Annotated in this window: 11 protein-coding genes and 1 pseudogene; 6 read left to right on the forward strand and 6 right to left on the reverse strand. The window is 63.5% G+C overall.

Going from position 1 to position 13,063, the window contains the following annotated elements; translation table 11 throughout:
- Positions 1-57 precede the first annotated feature (57 nt).
- Entirely contained in the window at positions 58-1,680 is a 1,623-nt protein-coding gene (locus CSV86_RS26050; protein ID WP_009401696.1) for an EAL domain-containing protein, read from the forward strand.
- On the opposite strand, the pseudogene CSV86_RS26055 reads toward CSV86_RS26050, so the two are convergent.
- Together CSV86_RS26055 and algB are read right to left on the reverse strand one after the other, a co-directional pair.
- A pseudogene (locus CSV86_RS26055) lies at positions 1,681-3,470 on the reverse strand (KinB sensor domain-containing domain).
- A complete protein-coding gene (gene algB, locus CSV86_RS26060; protein ID WP_009401694.1) occupies positions 3,467-4,813 on the reverse strand; it encodes a sigma-54-dependent response regulator transcription factor AlgB in 1,347 nt (448 codons plus the stop codon). Before algB ends, CSV86_RS26055 begins: the two are co-directional and overlap by 4 nt.
- Positions 4,814-5,137: 324 nt before the next feature.
- On the opposite strand from algB, the gene CSV86_RS26065 reads away from it, so the two are divergent.
- The 5 genes from CSV86_RS26065 to CSV86_RS26085 all read left to right on the forward strand — a co-directional run bounded on the left by CSV86_RS26065 (position 5,138) and on the right by CSV86_RS26085 (position 9,574).
- Positions 5,138-5,416, forward strand: coding sequence for a hypothetical protein (locus CSV86_RS26065; RefSeq protein ID WP_009401692.1), 279 nt, complete (start codon positions 5,138-5,140; stop codon positions 5,414-5,416).
- A 45-nt stretch (positions 5,417-5,461) separates the two neighbouring features.
- Positions 5,462-5,626: a DUF1328 domain-containing protein gene (locus CSV86_RS26070; protein ID WP_009401691.1), complete on the forward strand. Its 165-nt coding sequence runs from the start codon at positions 5,462-5,464 to the stop codon at positions 5,624-5,626.
- A 5-nt stretch (positions 5,627-5,631) separates the two neighbouring features.
- Positions 5,632-6,102: an inhibitor of vertebrate lysozyme family protein gene (locus CSV86_RS26075; protein ID WP_009401689.1), complete on the forward strand. Its 471-nt coding sequence runs from the start codon at positions 5,632-5,634 to the stop codon at positions 6,100-6,102.
- A 711-nt stretch (positions 6,103-6,813) separates the two neighbouring features.
- Positions 6,814-8,145, forward strand: coding sequence for a glutamate/aspartate:proton symporter GltP (gene gltP / locus CSV86_RS26080; RefSeq protein ID WP_009403409.1), 1,332 nt, complete (start codon positions 6,814-6,816; stop codon positions 8,143-8,145).
- Positions 8,146-8,344: 199 nt separating this feature from the next.
- Positions 8,345-9,574: a spore maturation protein gene (locus CSV86_RS26085; RefSeq protein ID WP_009403410.1), complete on the forward strand. Its 1,230-nt coding sequence runs from the start codon at positions 8,345-8,347 to the stop codon at positions 9,572-9,574.
- On the opposite strand, the gene CSV86_RS26090 is transcribed toward CSV86_RS26085, so the two are convergent.
- From CSV86_RS26090 to CSV86_RS26105, 4 genes are read right to left on the reverse strand one after another with little or no spacing between them, the layout of a single operon-like run.
- Complete coding sequence (locus CSV86_RS26090) at positions 9,556-10,173, reverse strand: ABC-type transport auxiliary lipoprotein family protein (protein WP_009403411.1); 618 nt, start codon at positions 10,171-10,173, stop codon at positions 9,556-9,558. The two genes, CSV86_RS26085 and CSV86_RS26090, sit on opposite strands and share 19 nt — an antisense overlap.
- Entirely contained in the window at positions 10,170-11,108 is a 939-nt protein-coding gene (locus CSV86_RS26095; protein ID WP_009403412.1) for an MlaD family protein, read from the reverse strand. Before CSV86_RS26095 ends, CSV86_RS26090 begins: the two co-directional genes overlap by 4 nt.
- Before the next feature lies 1 nt (position 11,109).
- The gene (locus tag CSV86_RS26100; RefSeq protein ID WP_009403413.1) at positions 11,110-11,907 is read right to left on the reverse strand and encodes an ABC transporter ATP-binding protein; all 798 of its coding nucleotides are present in this window, start codon (positions 11,905-11,907) and stop codon (positions 11,110-11,112) included.
- Positions 11,904-13,046 carry an ABC transporter permease gene (locus CSV86_RS26105; protein WP_009403414.1) on the reverse strand — a complete coding sequence of 381 codons (1,143 nt, stop codon included), beginning with the start codon at positions 13,044-13,046 and terminating at the stop codon, positions 11,904-11,906. Before CSV86_RS26105 ends, CSV86_RS26100 begins: the two co-directional genes overlap by 4 nt.
- Positions 13,047-13,063 lie beyond the last annotated feature (17 nt).

A 13,063-nucleotide genomic window follows, 5' to 3' on the forward strand; every position in this document is an offset into this window, starting at 1 on the left:
GCCAGGACGATATCCAACCAAGTTGCTATACCTTTGGTATGAAACGGGATATTTCCGATGTCGCCTGCCCTCCAGCTGTTACGCGGCCTGTTATATAGACCCTGGCTCCTGGCCTCGCTGGCAGCCTCGGCAAGCGCCTTTTTGCTTCTGCTGGGCAGCCTGGGCCTGGCCATGCACCAGGTGCAGGTCAATGAAAGCGAGCGCATGAACGCCCGCGGTGAGCGGTTCCTGGAGCGCCTCGAGCAGATCTTCGGTCAGCTCCGACAGGGCGTCGACCAGTTGTACAAACAGCCCGTGCGCGGCTGCAGCTTCGAAATGTATTCCGCTTTGCAACAGGTCGCCTTCAACAATCGCTTCGTGTTCGAGGCGGCCTATATCGATGATCGACAGATCTGTTCCAGCCGCCTCGGCGATCGCACCTTCCAGTCCTTGCCGCCCCCGGATATTCGCGGCCCGACCTATAGCTATTGGCTCAATACCAGCACCGAACCGGACGATAACCGTGCGGCATTGATCCTCGGTCGCGGGCCGTTTCGCGTTTCCACCTCTCGCGGACATCTCACCGATGTAGTCGATCTGCCCGCCGGCGGCAGCCTGCTGGTCGTTCTCGACCAGGGTACCCGTGCCGTGCCGGTTCTTGGGCCCGTACAACCTTGGCCACCGCCCAGCGGCGATTGGCCGCCAAGCTCGAAAACCGCCCTGATCGAGCTGCCCGACCGCCTGCTTTATCGAATGCCGACCCGATCACCGGATTACCAACTGGTGTTGATTGCCCCGCGTGTCAGCCAGCCGCTGAAGATGAGCGGTGCCCTTTGGCTGCTGTTTCCCGGCAGCCTGCTGCTGGCTTGGTGCATCGGCTGGGCGGTGTTGCAACTTATGCAGCAAAGCCGCTCCATGAGTTCGCAGTTGCAGGGCGCGTTGCGCCGGGGCGAATTGCAGGTGCTCTACCAGCCAATATTCGAACTGGCCAGTCGTCGCTGTGTCGGCGCTGAGGCCCTGGTGCGCTGGCGCCGCCCGGACGGTACCCTGACCAGTCCGGAGCTGTTCATCCCGCTGGCGGAAAATACCGGGCAGATCCGCCAGATCACTGATTTTGTCCTGCAGCGGGTGTTCGATCAGTTGGGTCAACTGCTACGCGCCAATCCGCAACTGTACGTCTCGGTCAACCTCGCGGCATGCGACGTAATGGTGCCGCGTATCGATCGGGTCGCCGCGCGCCTGCTGGCGAGCCATCATGTGGCGGCCAGCCAGATCGCCTTCGAGGTGACCGAGCGTGGCCTGATCGATGTGGCGATAGCGCGGGACAACCTTCAGGCGCTCCGGGCGCTGGGCCATCAGGTGTTGATCGACGATTTCGGCACTGGCTATTGCAGCCTCGCCTATTTGCAAACCTTGCCGGTGGACTGCCTGAAGATCGACAAGGCCTTTATCGACGCCCTCGGCCATGACGCGGCCAGCAGCGGTGTCGCCCCGCATATCATTCGCATGGCCCACGCCCTGCAGTTGCGGGTGATCGCCGAGGGGATCGAGTACGAGGAACAGGCCGTGCTGCTTAACAGCGAGGGGGTCAACTATGGCCAGGGCTGGCTGTTCGCCCATCCGCTGAACGCGCGGCAATTCGCCGAACTCATTACTCGCGGTCGCCGCCTCGGGCCTCGGCGGATCGACGACGAAGCCTGATCAGACCGGCAGGGCCATGTAGAACTGGGTCCCGTGTTCCGGCCGCGAATACACGCCCATACGCCCACCGTGCAACTGCACGATTTCCTTGCACAAGGCCAGGCCGAGGCCGGCGCCGCCCTTCTTGCGTCCGACCTGGACGAAAGGCTCGAAGATACGTCCTTGCTGGCTGTAGGCGATACCTTCGCCGCTGTCTTCGACGCTGACGATCACCCGCTCGCCGTGCCGACGGGCCTGCAGTCGGATATTGCCGTTCTTCGGCGTGTGCCGGATGGCATTGTCCAGCAGGTTGTCCATGACCCGATCCAGTTGCGCGATGTCCGCCTGGATCCGTGGCAAGGGCGAGCCCAATTCCAGTTGCAGTTCGATCTGCTTGGCCGCTGCGGCCTGGGCGTGGCGCACACGGGCGCGCTCGAGCAGATCGTCGAGGGCACAAACGCTGCGCTCGAGCTTCTGCTGGCCGCTCTGGTAGCGCGAGAAGTTCAGCAGATCGTTGATCAGTTGGGTCAGGCGCTGCATTTCCTCGCCGATGGTATCCAGCAGGTCGCCTTCGCGGCTTTCCTCGGGGAATTTGACCCGCTCCTTCAACAGGCCGAAGGCCATGTGCATGCCGGTGACCGGTGTGCGCAATTCGTGGGAGGCACGCAGGACGAACTCGCTGCGCACTCGCTCGAAAGCGCGCTGTTCGGTGACATCGTGCAGCACCATCACGGCACCGAGGATCTGCCCGTCCGGGCGACACACCGGGGTCAGGCTGTAGGTCAGGACGCGGTTTTCCTTGTCGATCTCCAGGTGCAGGTCTTCCGGGACCCGCTCCAGGCTGCCGCCGCGCAGGATCAGGTGCAGTTGCTGGTCCAGTTCGGGGCGCTGCAATGCCTCGCCCAGGGGGCTGCCGGTGCGGGAGTCGTCCCAGCCCAGTTGGCGCTGGGCTACCGGGTTGAGGTGTTCAAGACGGCCTTGGCGGTCGATGATCAGCAGACCGTCGTCGATGCTGTCCAACACCGCCTGCAAGCGTTGCTGGCCGGCCAGCAACTCATCGACATTGGTTGCCTGATGCTCGCGCAGGGCCTCGGCCATCAGGCCGAAGCGCTTGGTCAGCTGGTTGATTTCCAGGGCAGAAGTCACCGGCAGGGTCACGTCGAAATTGCCCAGGCCGACCTGGTCGGCGGCGCTGGCCAGCGCTTCGATGGGCTGGCCGAAGCGCCGGGCGATGCCGTGGGCGGTGAAAAAGCCCAGCGCCAGCACGGCCAGTGCGACCAGCCCGAGCACGCCCGACATCAACACCGCGCGATCCCGGAGATCTTCTCGGCATCGCGGATCTGTTCCACCGCCTGCTTGTGGTACGCAATCAGCGTGGCGCGCAGCTCGCTGAAAGCCTGGCCCAACGGTTCGTCGACGCTCAGGCTGCGTGCCGGCGAGGCGGCGGCCTTCAGTTGCTGGAGAAAGTCCTGGTACTTGGCATTGGCCTTGGAAAACTCCTGTTCGTTGTCACTGAACTGGCTTTCATGCTGCATGCCTTCATCGAGCAACTGCTGGAACTGCGCCTGCAGGTCCGCCAGGACGCGTGGGTCGCTGCCGTCGTCGAGGAGCTGGGTCAACTGTTCGCTGAGGTTCTGCCGCAGCTTCAGGCCCATGTCGAGGACGAAGGTATTGTTGCGAATCATCGTCTGCTGCGAGCTGGCCATCTGCTGGACGCTCACCATGCTCAGCAACAGGCCGAGCAGTGCGACGGTGATCAGCGCGGAAATGCTTAGAAACAGCCGTGTCCGCAGCTTCATCGCCCATCTCATAGGTTGTACTGCTTGCGCTTGCGATACAGGGTCGAGGCGTCGATGCCGAGGGTCTTGGCCGCCTGGTCGAGGGTATCGCTGGTGGCCAGCACCGCGCCGATGTGTGCCCGCTCCAGTTCATCCAGGCTCAATGCCGCGCCGATGCGCGGCGCGTTGCTGGCCGGCTGTTCGGCCATGCCGAGGTGGCTGACTTCGACCTTCTCCTGGGCGCAGATGATGCTGGCCCGTTCGATGACGTTGCGCAGCTCGCGAATGTTCCCCGGCCAGCGGTAATTGAGCAGCGCGGTACGGGCTTCATCGCTGAAGGCCCGGGCCGGGCGCGAGTACTCCTTGACGAAACGGGCAAGGAAGCGCTCGGCCAGCGTCAGGATGTCTTCGCTGCGCTCGCGCAACGGCGGCAGGTGCAGGGTAATGACGTTGAGGCGATAGAGCAGGTCTTCGCGGAAGCGGCCTTCGCGGACCATGTCCTCGAGGTTGAGGTTGGTCGCAGCGAGAATGCGCACGTCGGCGCGGCGTGTCACCGGGTCGCCGACCCGCTCGTATTCCTTGTCCTGGATAAAGCGCAGCAGCTTGGGCTGGAGCGTCAGCGGGAAATCGCCGATCTCGTCGAGGAACAAGGTGCCCCCGTCGGCCTGGTTGACCCGGCCCAGGGTGCTTTCGCTGGCGCCGGTGAAGGCGCCGCGGCTGTGGCCGAACAGCTCGCTTTCCATCAGTTCGGCGGTCAGCGACGGGCAGTTGATGGTCACGCAAGCCTTGCGTGCGCGCTTGCTCCAGCCATGGATGGCGCGGGCCAGTTCGCCCTTGCCGGTGCCGGACTCGCCGAGGATAAGAATGTTGGCATCGGTGGTTGCTACCTGCCGTGCGGTTTCCAGCACCACCATCATGGCCGGGCTATGCGAATCGAGGCCATCCTTGGGTTTGCGCACCTCGCCTTCGAGGGCCTCCAGGCGCGCCGAGAGTTGCCGCACCTCCAGTTGCTTGGCGGTAGCCAGGCGCAGCTGATCAGGGCTGCATGGCTTGACCAGGTAATCGGCGGCGCCGGCCTGGATGGCATCCACCGCAGTGTCCACGGCCGAGTGGGCAGTGACGATGACCACGCGCATCCAGGGCGCGAGGATGCGCATCTGCGCCAACACATCGAGGCCGTTGTCTTCGCCAAGGCGCAGGTCGAGGAAGCACAGGTCGAAGACCTGACGCTGCAAGAGGGTCTCGGCCTGGGCCGCACTGTTGGCGGTGGCCACGGTATAGCCCTCGTCCTCCAGGCAATAGCGGAAGGTACGCAAGATGGCGGACTCATCGTCCACCAGCAGAATGCGGCCTTGAGGCTCCGGGGCTGACTCCATTTCCTGCGCTCCTTGGGAATTATCTTGGTTAGTGTCGGAAAAATCGTGCAAGTTGCATGGCAGATTCTGATTCATTCTTTCCCTTCCATGCTAGCTCGCCGTTTTTCGTCCACCGTCGGGATTTCTGACGTTGAAAAACCGGCGTTTCACCATGCAAAAAGCACGACCGCCGCAGGGGCATCGTGCAGGATGCGTTCCCAGGCCATTTCGGTCAAATCATAACTTATTGATTTATAAGAATAATTTAAGCTGCCGAAGGCTGGCATGCAGGCTGCAATGACCCTTCCAGGTCATAACGAACATGCAGCAAGAGGAGCCCGGCACATGAAACGCACTTCCGCCGCCCTGGTGCTTATATCCCCACATCATTTGCGTCAGGCGCTGTTTCTTGTGCTGGCGCTGTTGCTGACCCTGGTCGCCGGTCAGCTTTATCACGCCTGGCAGGCCAGCAAGGTCGAAAGCCAGCTCGCCGTGCAGGTGGTGCGCATCCATGAAAGCCGCGCCGCCCCGTTGCAAACCACTCCGATCATGCGCTCGCAGGTGCTGCCGGCCGCCAGTGTCGATGACTCGACGCCGGCTCCGGTACAGCGCTGGGTCTTTTGACCGCATGCGGACCGGGAACGTTTCCAAAACAGAAGGAGTATCACCATGTTGAGTTGGGCCATTACCTTCCTGATCATCGCCATTGTCGCCGCTGTGCTGGGCTTCGGTGGTATCGCCGGCGCCGCTACCGGTATCGCGAAGATCCTGTTCATTGTCTTCCTGGTGCTGTTCGTGGCTTCGTTCTTCTTTGGTCGTCGCGGTCGAGGCTGAAGCCAATGAAAGGCGTGATACGCAGCGCCCTGGTCGCCGGCCTGTTGATGGCCGGCGGTTCGGCGGCAATGGCGGCCAATGACGGCCAGGTCCGGGCCAGTGAATTGCTCGGCACGGACCCCGAGTATCGGGAAACCTGGCAGGACGTGGTCAAGAAAGAAGAACGACTGCCCGATTGGGTGCTCAACCTGAGCGGAGTGTCCGAGTTGCAGATGTCCGCCGTCGAGGAAGATGGTGACAAGTACCTGGTCGGCCCTCTGTGCGAAAGCGCCGGCAAGTGCTTGAACAAGCGTTTGATCGTCGCTTTCCGTTGGGATAAGGAGAAAGCCTACGGAATGCTGGTGGAGGTGCCGGAAGGGCTACCGGGCGACAAGTCGCCGACCCGCCATGCCGATTACCGTTGGCTCGGTGATCCCGACGAAGGCATGCAGGCCATGCTCAGGGAACAGCTCAAACGTGATCCGAACTGGTACTGAGGCGCGACCGCGCGTCGGTGCCGTGACAGAAGCTGAACCTTTCCTGTGTTCACGCTTCTATGTTGCGCCCTCCCGAGGACGGTGGGTGCATGACCAAGGGGCCGGGCAGCTCTGATCGATGCAGTTCGGAGCAGCCTAGGGGTACAAGGAGTGCCTCCGTCGAGGGCCGGGTCAGGAAAGCAAATGCCGGGATCAGTCAGTCGGGGATGTTCCGTGAATGGAAGATCCTGACCGTGCTGTCCCGGCAGCACCTTGTCCCGACAGATGGCAAATCTGCCATCCGTTCGTCTGTCGACGAAAATTTTTTTGCCAATTTTCCTACATGATCGAAGGCCTTTTTCGCCCATTCGGATTGTCGAACGCTGATAGCGTCTATCCATTAAACATCCTGTGAATCTGCCGAAATATGGCGGATCGGTCCTATTCGGGATTCCGAACAGCTCGCGAAAAACCTCTTCCGACGCTTGATTTCCGCTCAAAATCTCATGCCGATTCGGCATGGGCTACTCGTTTACGGCATTAGACTGCACCCCCTCCCGCCTGAATAGTTGCGCCTTTTTTCGCCAGCCAGCGACCGTCCCGGTTCGTTGGCAGCAACCTTCTGCGGTGCCTTTGACTGTTGCCGAAGAAGTCTCCAGATTGGCTAAAAGCCGCTCTGGAACGCCGGTTACAGCGCAATGCCCGTGTCCACTTGAACAAAAAGGTAAAGACATGAAGAAGGCAAAACTGAGCCTCGCCTGGCAGATCCTTATCGGTCTGGTACTAGGTATCGCCATCGGCGCCTTGCTGAATCATTTCAGTGCAGAAAAGGCATGGTGGATCAGCAACGTGCTGCAACCCGCCGGTGACATCTTCATTCGCCTGATCAAGATGATCGTCATCCCGATCGTGATCTCGTCGCTGATCGTGGGTATCGCCGGGGTTGGGGATGCGAAAAAACTTGGCAGTATCGGCCTCAAGACCATCATCTACTTCGAGGTGGTGACCACCATCGCCATCGTCGTCGGCCTGGTCCTGGCCAACCTGTTCCACCCAGGCGCCGGCATCGACATGAGCACCCTGGGCACCGTGGATATCTCCAAGTACCAGGCCACAGCCGCCGAGGTGCAGCACGAGCATGCGTTCATCGAAACCATCCTCAACCTGATCCCGTCGAACATCTTCGCGGCGCTGATGCGCGGTGAAATGCTGCCGATCATCTTCTTCTCGGTACTGTTCGGCCTGGGCCTGTCGAGCCTCAACGCGGACATCCGTGACCCGCTGGTCAAGACCTTCCAGGGCGTTTCCGAAGCCATGTTCAAGGTCACCCACATGATCATGAACTACGCCCCCATCGGCGTGTTCGCGCTGATCGCCGTAACGGTCGCCAACTTCGGCTTCGCCTCGCTGCTGCCGCTGGCCAAGCTGGTGTTGCTGGTGTACTTCGCCATCGCCTTCTTCGCCTTCATGGTGCTGGGCCTGGTGGCGCGTCTGTTCGGCTTCTCGATCATCAAGCTGATGCGCATCTTCAAGGACGAACTGGTCCTGGCCTACTCCACCGCCAGCTCTGAAACCGTGCTGCCGCGGGTCATCGAGAAGATGGAAGCCTACGGTGCGCCAAAGGCCATCTGCAGCTTCGTGGTGCCGACCGGTTACTCGTTCAACCTCGACGGTTCCACCCTGTACCAGAGCATCGCGGCGATCTTCATTGCCCAGCTGTATGGCATCGACCTGTCGATCAGCCAGCAACTGCTGCTGGTGCTGACCCTGATGGTCACGTCGAAAGGTATCGCCGGAGTGCCGGGCGTGTCCTTCGTGGTACTGCTGGCGACCCTGGGCAGTGTCGGCATTCCGCTGGAAGGCCTGGCCTTCATCGCCGGTGTCGACCGCATCATGGACATGGCGCGTACCGCCCTGAACGTGATCGGCAATGCCCTGGCGGTGCTGGTGATCGCTCGCTGGGAAGGCATGTACGACGCCGAAAAAGGCCAGAAGTACTGGAACTCCCTGCCACACTGGCGCAGCAAGGAAGCCGTGGTGGCGGGCAAGACCGTCAACTCCTGAGTCCTGTACCGCGCTGAATGAAGAAGCCCCGCATTGTCGGGGCTTTTTCGTTGTCTACCAGGGCCCTATCGCTGGCAAGCCAGCTCCCACAACACCCTACCTGTGGGAGCTGGCTTGCCAGCGATAGGGCCATCAGCCCCAACACAACACTCGACCAGCCCGCTATCATTCAGCCCATCTTTGAGGGGAGTTCGTTCGGATGCTCAACGGCCTTTGGCTTGGTTTCTTCGTGGTGGCGGCCATTTCGGCGCTGGGGCAATGGCTGGTAGGCGGTAATGCCGGGATCTTCGCGGCGATGGTGGAAAGCATCTTCGCCATGGCCAAGCTCTCGGTGGAGGTGATGGTCCTGCTGTTCGGCACCCTGACCCTCTGGCTGGGCTTTCTCAAGATCGCCGAGCAGGCCGGTATCGTCGAATGGCTGGCCAAGGTCCTGGGCCCGCTGTTCCGCCGCCTGATGCCGGAAGTCCCGCCCGGCCATCCCGCCCTCGGCCTGATCACCCTGAACTTCGCCGCCAACGGCCTGGGCCTGGACAACGCTGCCACCCCAATCGGCCTCAAGGCCATGCGCGCCCTGCAGGAACTGAACCCGAGCCCGACCACGGCGAGCAACGCGCAGATCCTGTTCCTGGTGCTCAATGCCTCGTCCCTGACCCTGTTGCCGGTGACCATCTTCATGTACCGCGCCCAGCAAGGCGCGATGGACCCGACCCTGGTGTTCCTGCCGATCCTGCTCGCCACCAGTTGCTCGACCCTGGTCGGCCTGCTCTCGGTGGCCATCGTCCAGCGCCTGCGCCTGTGGGACCCGGTGGTGCTCGCCTATCTGATTCCCGGTGCGCTGCTGCTCGGTGGCTTCATGGCCATCCTCGCCGGGCTGTCGGCCAGTGCCCTGGCCAGCCTGTCGTCGATCCTCGGCAACCTGACCCTGTTCGGCCTGATCATCCTGTTCCTGCTGATCGGTGCGCTGAAGAAAGTGAAGGTGTACGAAACCTTCGTCGAAGGTGCGAAGGAAGGCTTCGATGTGGCGAAGAACCTGCTGCCGTACCTGGTCGCCATGCTGTGCGCCGTTGGCGTGCTGCGCGCGTCCGGGGCCCTGGAGTTCGGCCTGGAGGGCATTCGCCACACGGTGGAATGGCTCGGCTGGGACACCCGCTTCGTCGATGCCCTGCCTACCGCCATGGTCAAGCCGTTCTCCGGCAGCGCTGCGCGGGCGATGTTGATCGAAACCATGCAGACCCACGGCGTCGACAGCTTCCCGGCGCTGGTCGCGGCCACCGTGCAGGGCAGCACGGAAACCACTTTCTACGTGCTGGCGGTGTATTTCGGCGCCGTCGGCATCCAGCGCACCCGGCACGCCGTGGGCTGCGCCCTGCTTGCCGAGCTGGCCGGCGTGCTGGGCGCGATCGCCGTCTGCTATTGGTTCTTCGGCTGATACCGGCTGGCCTGGGCCACGGTCCAGCCCAGCAGTTGCGCCATGGCCTTGTCGGTCGCCTGGCCAAGGCCGTCGACCACCGTCGGCACGTTCTTGTCGCCCAGCACCTGGCGCACCTCGAAGCGCCGGCTGACCAGGATGCGTTGGGTGCGCCCGTCCACCAGCCGCGCATCCAGGCGAATCACCGCCTCGACGCCCTGCGCCGTGTATTCGCTCTGGAACGCCTGCAGCTCGCCTGCCAGCTCGAAATCCGATTGCAGGTTGCTGTCATCGGCGCTCAGGCGCGGTACCCGGCCGTCGCGCTGGAAGGCGTCGAGGATGCGATTACGCAACAGCGCCGGGGCCGGGTCGGTCCAGCGTGCGCCCTTGTAGGTGCTGATCACGTTGCCCTGCGGCACCACGGCGATGCGCGGCATGTCCAGCGCGTCGCTGGTGATCGGCTTGTTCACCCGCAGCGACCAGCTGACTGGCGCTGCACTGGAGTGCGCGGTATGCGCCGGCAGGCGATAGACCTCGGCGTTCTCCGCCTTGGGCAGGATCGAGCAGGCACCGCTCATGCTGATCAGCAGTGCCAGGGACAGACGGCTGGCGAGTCTCATGGCTCGAACTCCTTGCTTTGGTCACGGCCAAGCAGGTAGCCGCTGGGGTTGGCTTCAAGGCGGCGGGAAATGGCCTTGAGGGAATTGAGGGTGTCGCGCAGTTCACGGATCGCCGGGGACAGGTCGCGGAATCCCTGGGCGCCGCTGTCGATGGCGTCGCGGTTGCTTTCCAGCATGGCGTTGAGGGTCGCGGTGCTCCGGGCCAGGGATTGCATGGTCTGGTCGGCGCTGTCGAAGATGTCCGGCCCGCGCTTGGCCAGGAGTTGATTGGCGTTACGCATCAGGTCGCCGGTCTGTTGCAGGGCGGCGCCCGCCTGCTGCCCGAGGGTCGCCATCTGCTTGATCGCCAGGCTGATGTCCTCGCGTTGGGCGGAAACCGCGCCGGTGGTCTGCTCCAGGTTCTCCAGGGTGGCGCTCAGGCGGTTGACGTTGTCCTCGGAGAACAGCCGGTTGGCGTTGTGCAGCAGCAGGTTGATGTTGGTCACCAGGTCGCTGCTGTTGGTCAGCAGGCGGGCGATGGGCGATGGCGAGGCGACGATCACCGGCAGCTTGCCGCCCTTGCCCACCAGCGGCGGGCTTTCCGGGGTGCCGCCGCTGAGCTGGATCAGCGAGGTGCCGGTGACGCCGGTCAGGGTCAGCTTGGCCTGGGTGTCCTGCTTGATCGGGGTCTCGGCATTGAGGCGAATGTGCGCCAGGACCCGGCGCGGGTCCTCGGGGTCGAGGCGCAGGCTGATCACATCGCCGACCTTGATCCCGCTGTATTGCACGGCGCTGCCCTTGGACAGGCCGGTCACCGCCTCGTTGAAGACCACCTCGTAGTCCTTGAAGGTGGCATCGACGCTGGCCTTGGCCAGCCACAGGCCGAACAGCATGGCGGCGGCGACCACCAGCACGGTGACCATTCCGATCATTACATGGTGCGCACGTGGCTCCATCTCACTTCTCCTTCAGCGCTGAGGCGGCATCGAGCGCCGCACGGCCACGCGGGCCATGGAAATATTCGTGGATCCACGGCTCGTCGTAGCCGGCCACTTCATCGATGGGGGCGGCCACCAGGACTTTCTTCTGCGCCAGTACCGCGACCCGGTCGCTGATGGTGTAGAGGGTGTCGAGGTCGTGGGTAATGAGAAACACGCTCAGGCCCAGGGCATCGCGCAGGGTCAGGATCAACTGGTCGAAGGCCGCTGCGCCGATGGGGTCGAGGCCGGCGGTGGGCTCGTCGAGGAACAGGATGTCCGGGTCCAGGGCCAGGGCGCGGGCCAGGGCGGCGCGCTTGATCATGCCGCCGGACAGCGAGGCCGGGTATTTGTCCGCCGCCGACTGCGGCAGGCCGGCCAGGGCCAGCTTGACCCCGGCAAGGTGCTCGGCATCGTCGCGGCTCAGGCCGGCATGCTCGATCAGCGGCAGGGCGACGTTCTCGGTCACGGTCAGCGAGGAAAACAGCGCGCCCTTCTGGAACAGCACGCCGAAGCGTCGTTCGATCAGCGAGCGCTCGGTCGGATTGGCCTCCAGCAGGTCCTGGCCGAACACCTTCACCGTGCCCTCGTTGGGCCGGCGCAGGCCGATGATGCTGCGCAGCAGCACCGACTTGCCGCTGCCCGATCCACCGACCACGGAAAGGATCTCGCCGCGGTACAGGTCGAGGTCGAGCTGCTCGTGCACGCTTTGTGCGCCGAAGCGGTTGCACAGGCCGCGCACCTGGATGACCGCCTCGCGGTCGTCTGCCCGGCTCACCAGCCCATCTCCATGAAGAACAGCGCAGCCACGGCGTCGAGCATGATCACCACGAAGATCGACTGCACCACCGCCGAGGTGGTGTGGGCACCGACCGACTCGGCGCTGCCACTGACCTTGAAGCCTTCCAGGCAGCCTATGGAGGCGATGAGGAAGGCGAAGAACGGCGCCTTTGCCAGGCCGACCAGGAAATGCTGCACGCCGATATCGTCTTCCAGCAGCGACAGGAACATGGCCGGCGAGATATCCAGCGACAGCGCGCAGACCACACCACCGCCAACGATGCCGCAGATCATGGCGAGGAAGGTCAGCAACGGCAGGGAAATCAGCAGGGCCAGCACCCGCGGGATCACCAGCAGCTCCACCGGGTCGAGGCCGAGGGTGCGGATCGCATCCACTTCCTCGTTGGCCTTCATCGAACCGATCTGTGCGGTAAAGGCGCTGGCGGTGCGCCCGGCCATGAGGATGGCGGTCAGCAGCACGCCGAATTCGCGAAGGAAGGAGAACGCCACCAGGTCCACGGTAAAGATGCTCGCGCCGAAGCTGGCCAGTACCGTGGCGCCGAGAAAGGCCACTACCGCGCCGACCAGGAAGGTCAGCAGGGCGACGATGGGCGCGGCGTCGAGGCCGGTCTGCTCGATATGGGCGACCACCGAGGTCATGCGCCAGCGCCTGGGCTGCAGGGCGCGGCGCGCCAGGGTGGTGACGATCAGGCCGATGAAGCCGAGAAGCTGGCGCGAGTCCTGCCAGAGGGTATCCACGGCGCAGCCGATGCGCGCCATCAACTGGGTCAGCACCGGCACTTGCGGGACGCGGGGCGGGATGCAGAACTCTGTCAGCGAGGCCTGCACGCTGCGCACCAGATGGCGGCTGGCCTCGGGCAGTGCATTGCACTGGTCCAGTTGCGCCACCCGGGCCGGGCCCAGCAGCTCGACGAGCAGCGAGGCGCCGGCTGTGTCGAGCTTGCCGAGCCGGTCCAGGTCGATGCGGGTGGTCTGGTCGTATTGGCCACTCAAGGCGGCGATGGCGTGCTTGAGGCCGGCATAGTGGGGTAGCGTCCAGTCACCGTCCAGGCGCAGGCAGGCCGGGTTCTGGCTGGTATCGAGCGTGACGTTGGCGGGGCTGGAAGTGCTGGTCATGGGCTGCGTCTATCCCT

Origin of the sequence: Pseudomonas bharatica CSV86 (genome assembly GCF_000319305.2) — a bacterium.
In the GTDB taxonomy this organism is placed as follows: Bacteria; Pseudomonadota; Gammaproteobacteria; order Pseudomonadales; family Pseudomonadaceae; genus Aquipseudomonas; species Aquipseudomonas bharatica.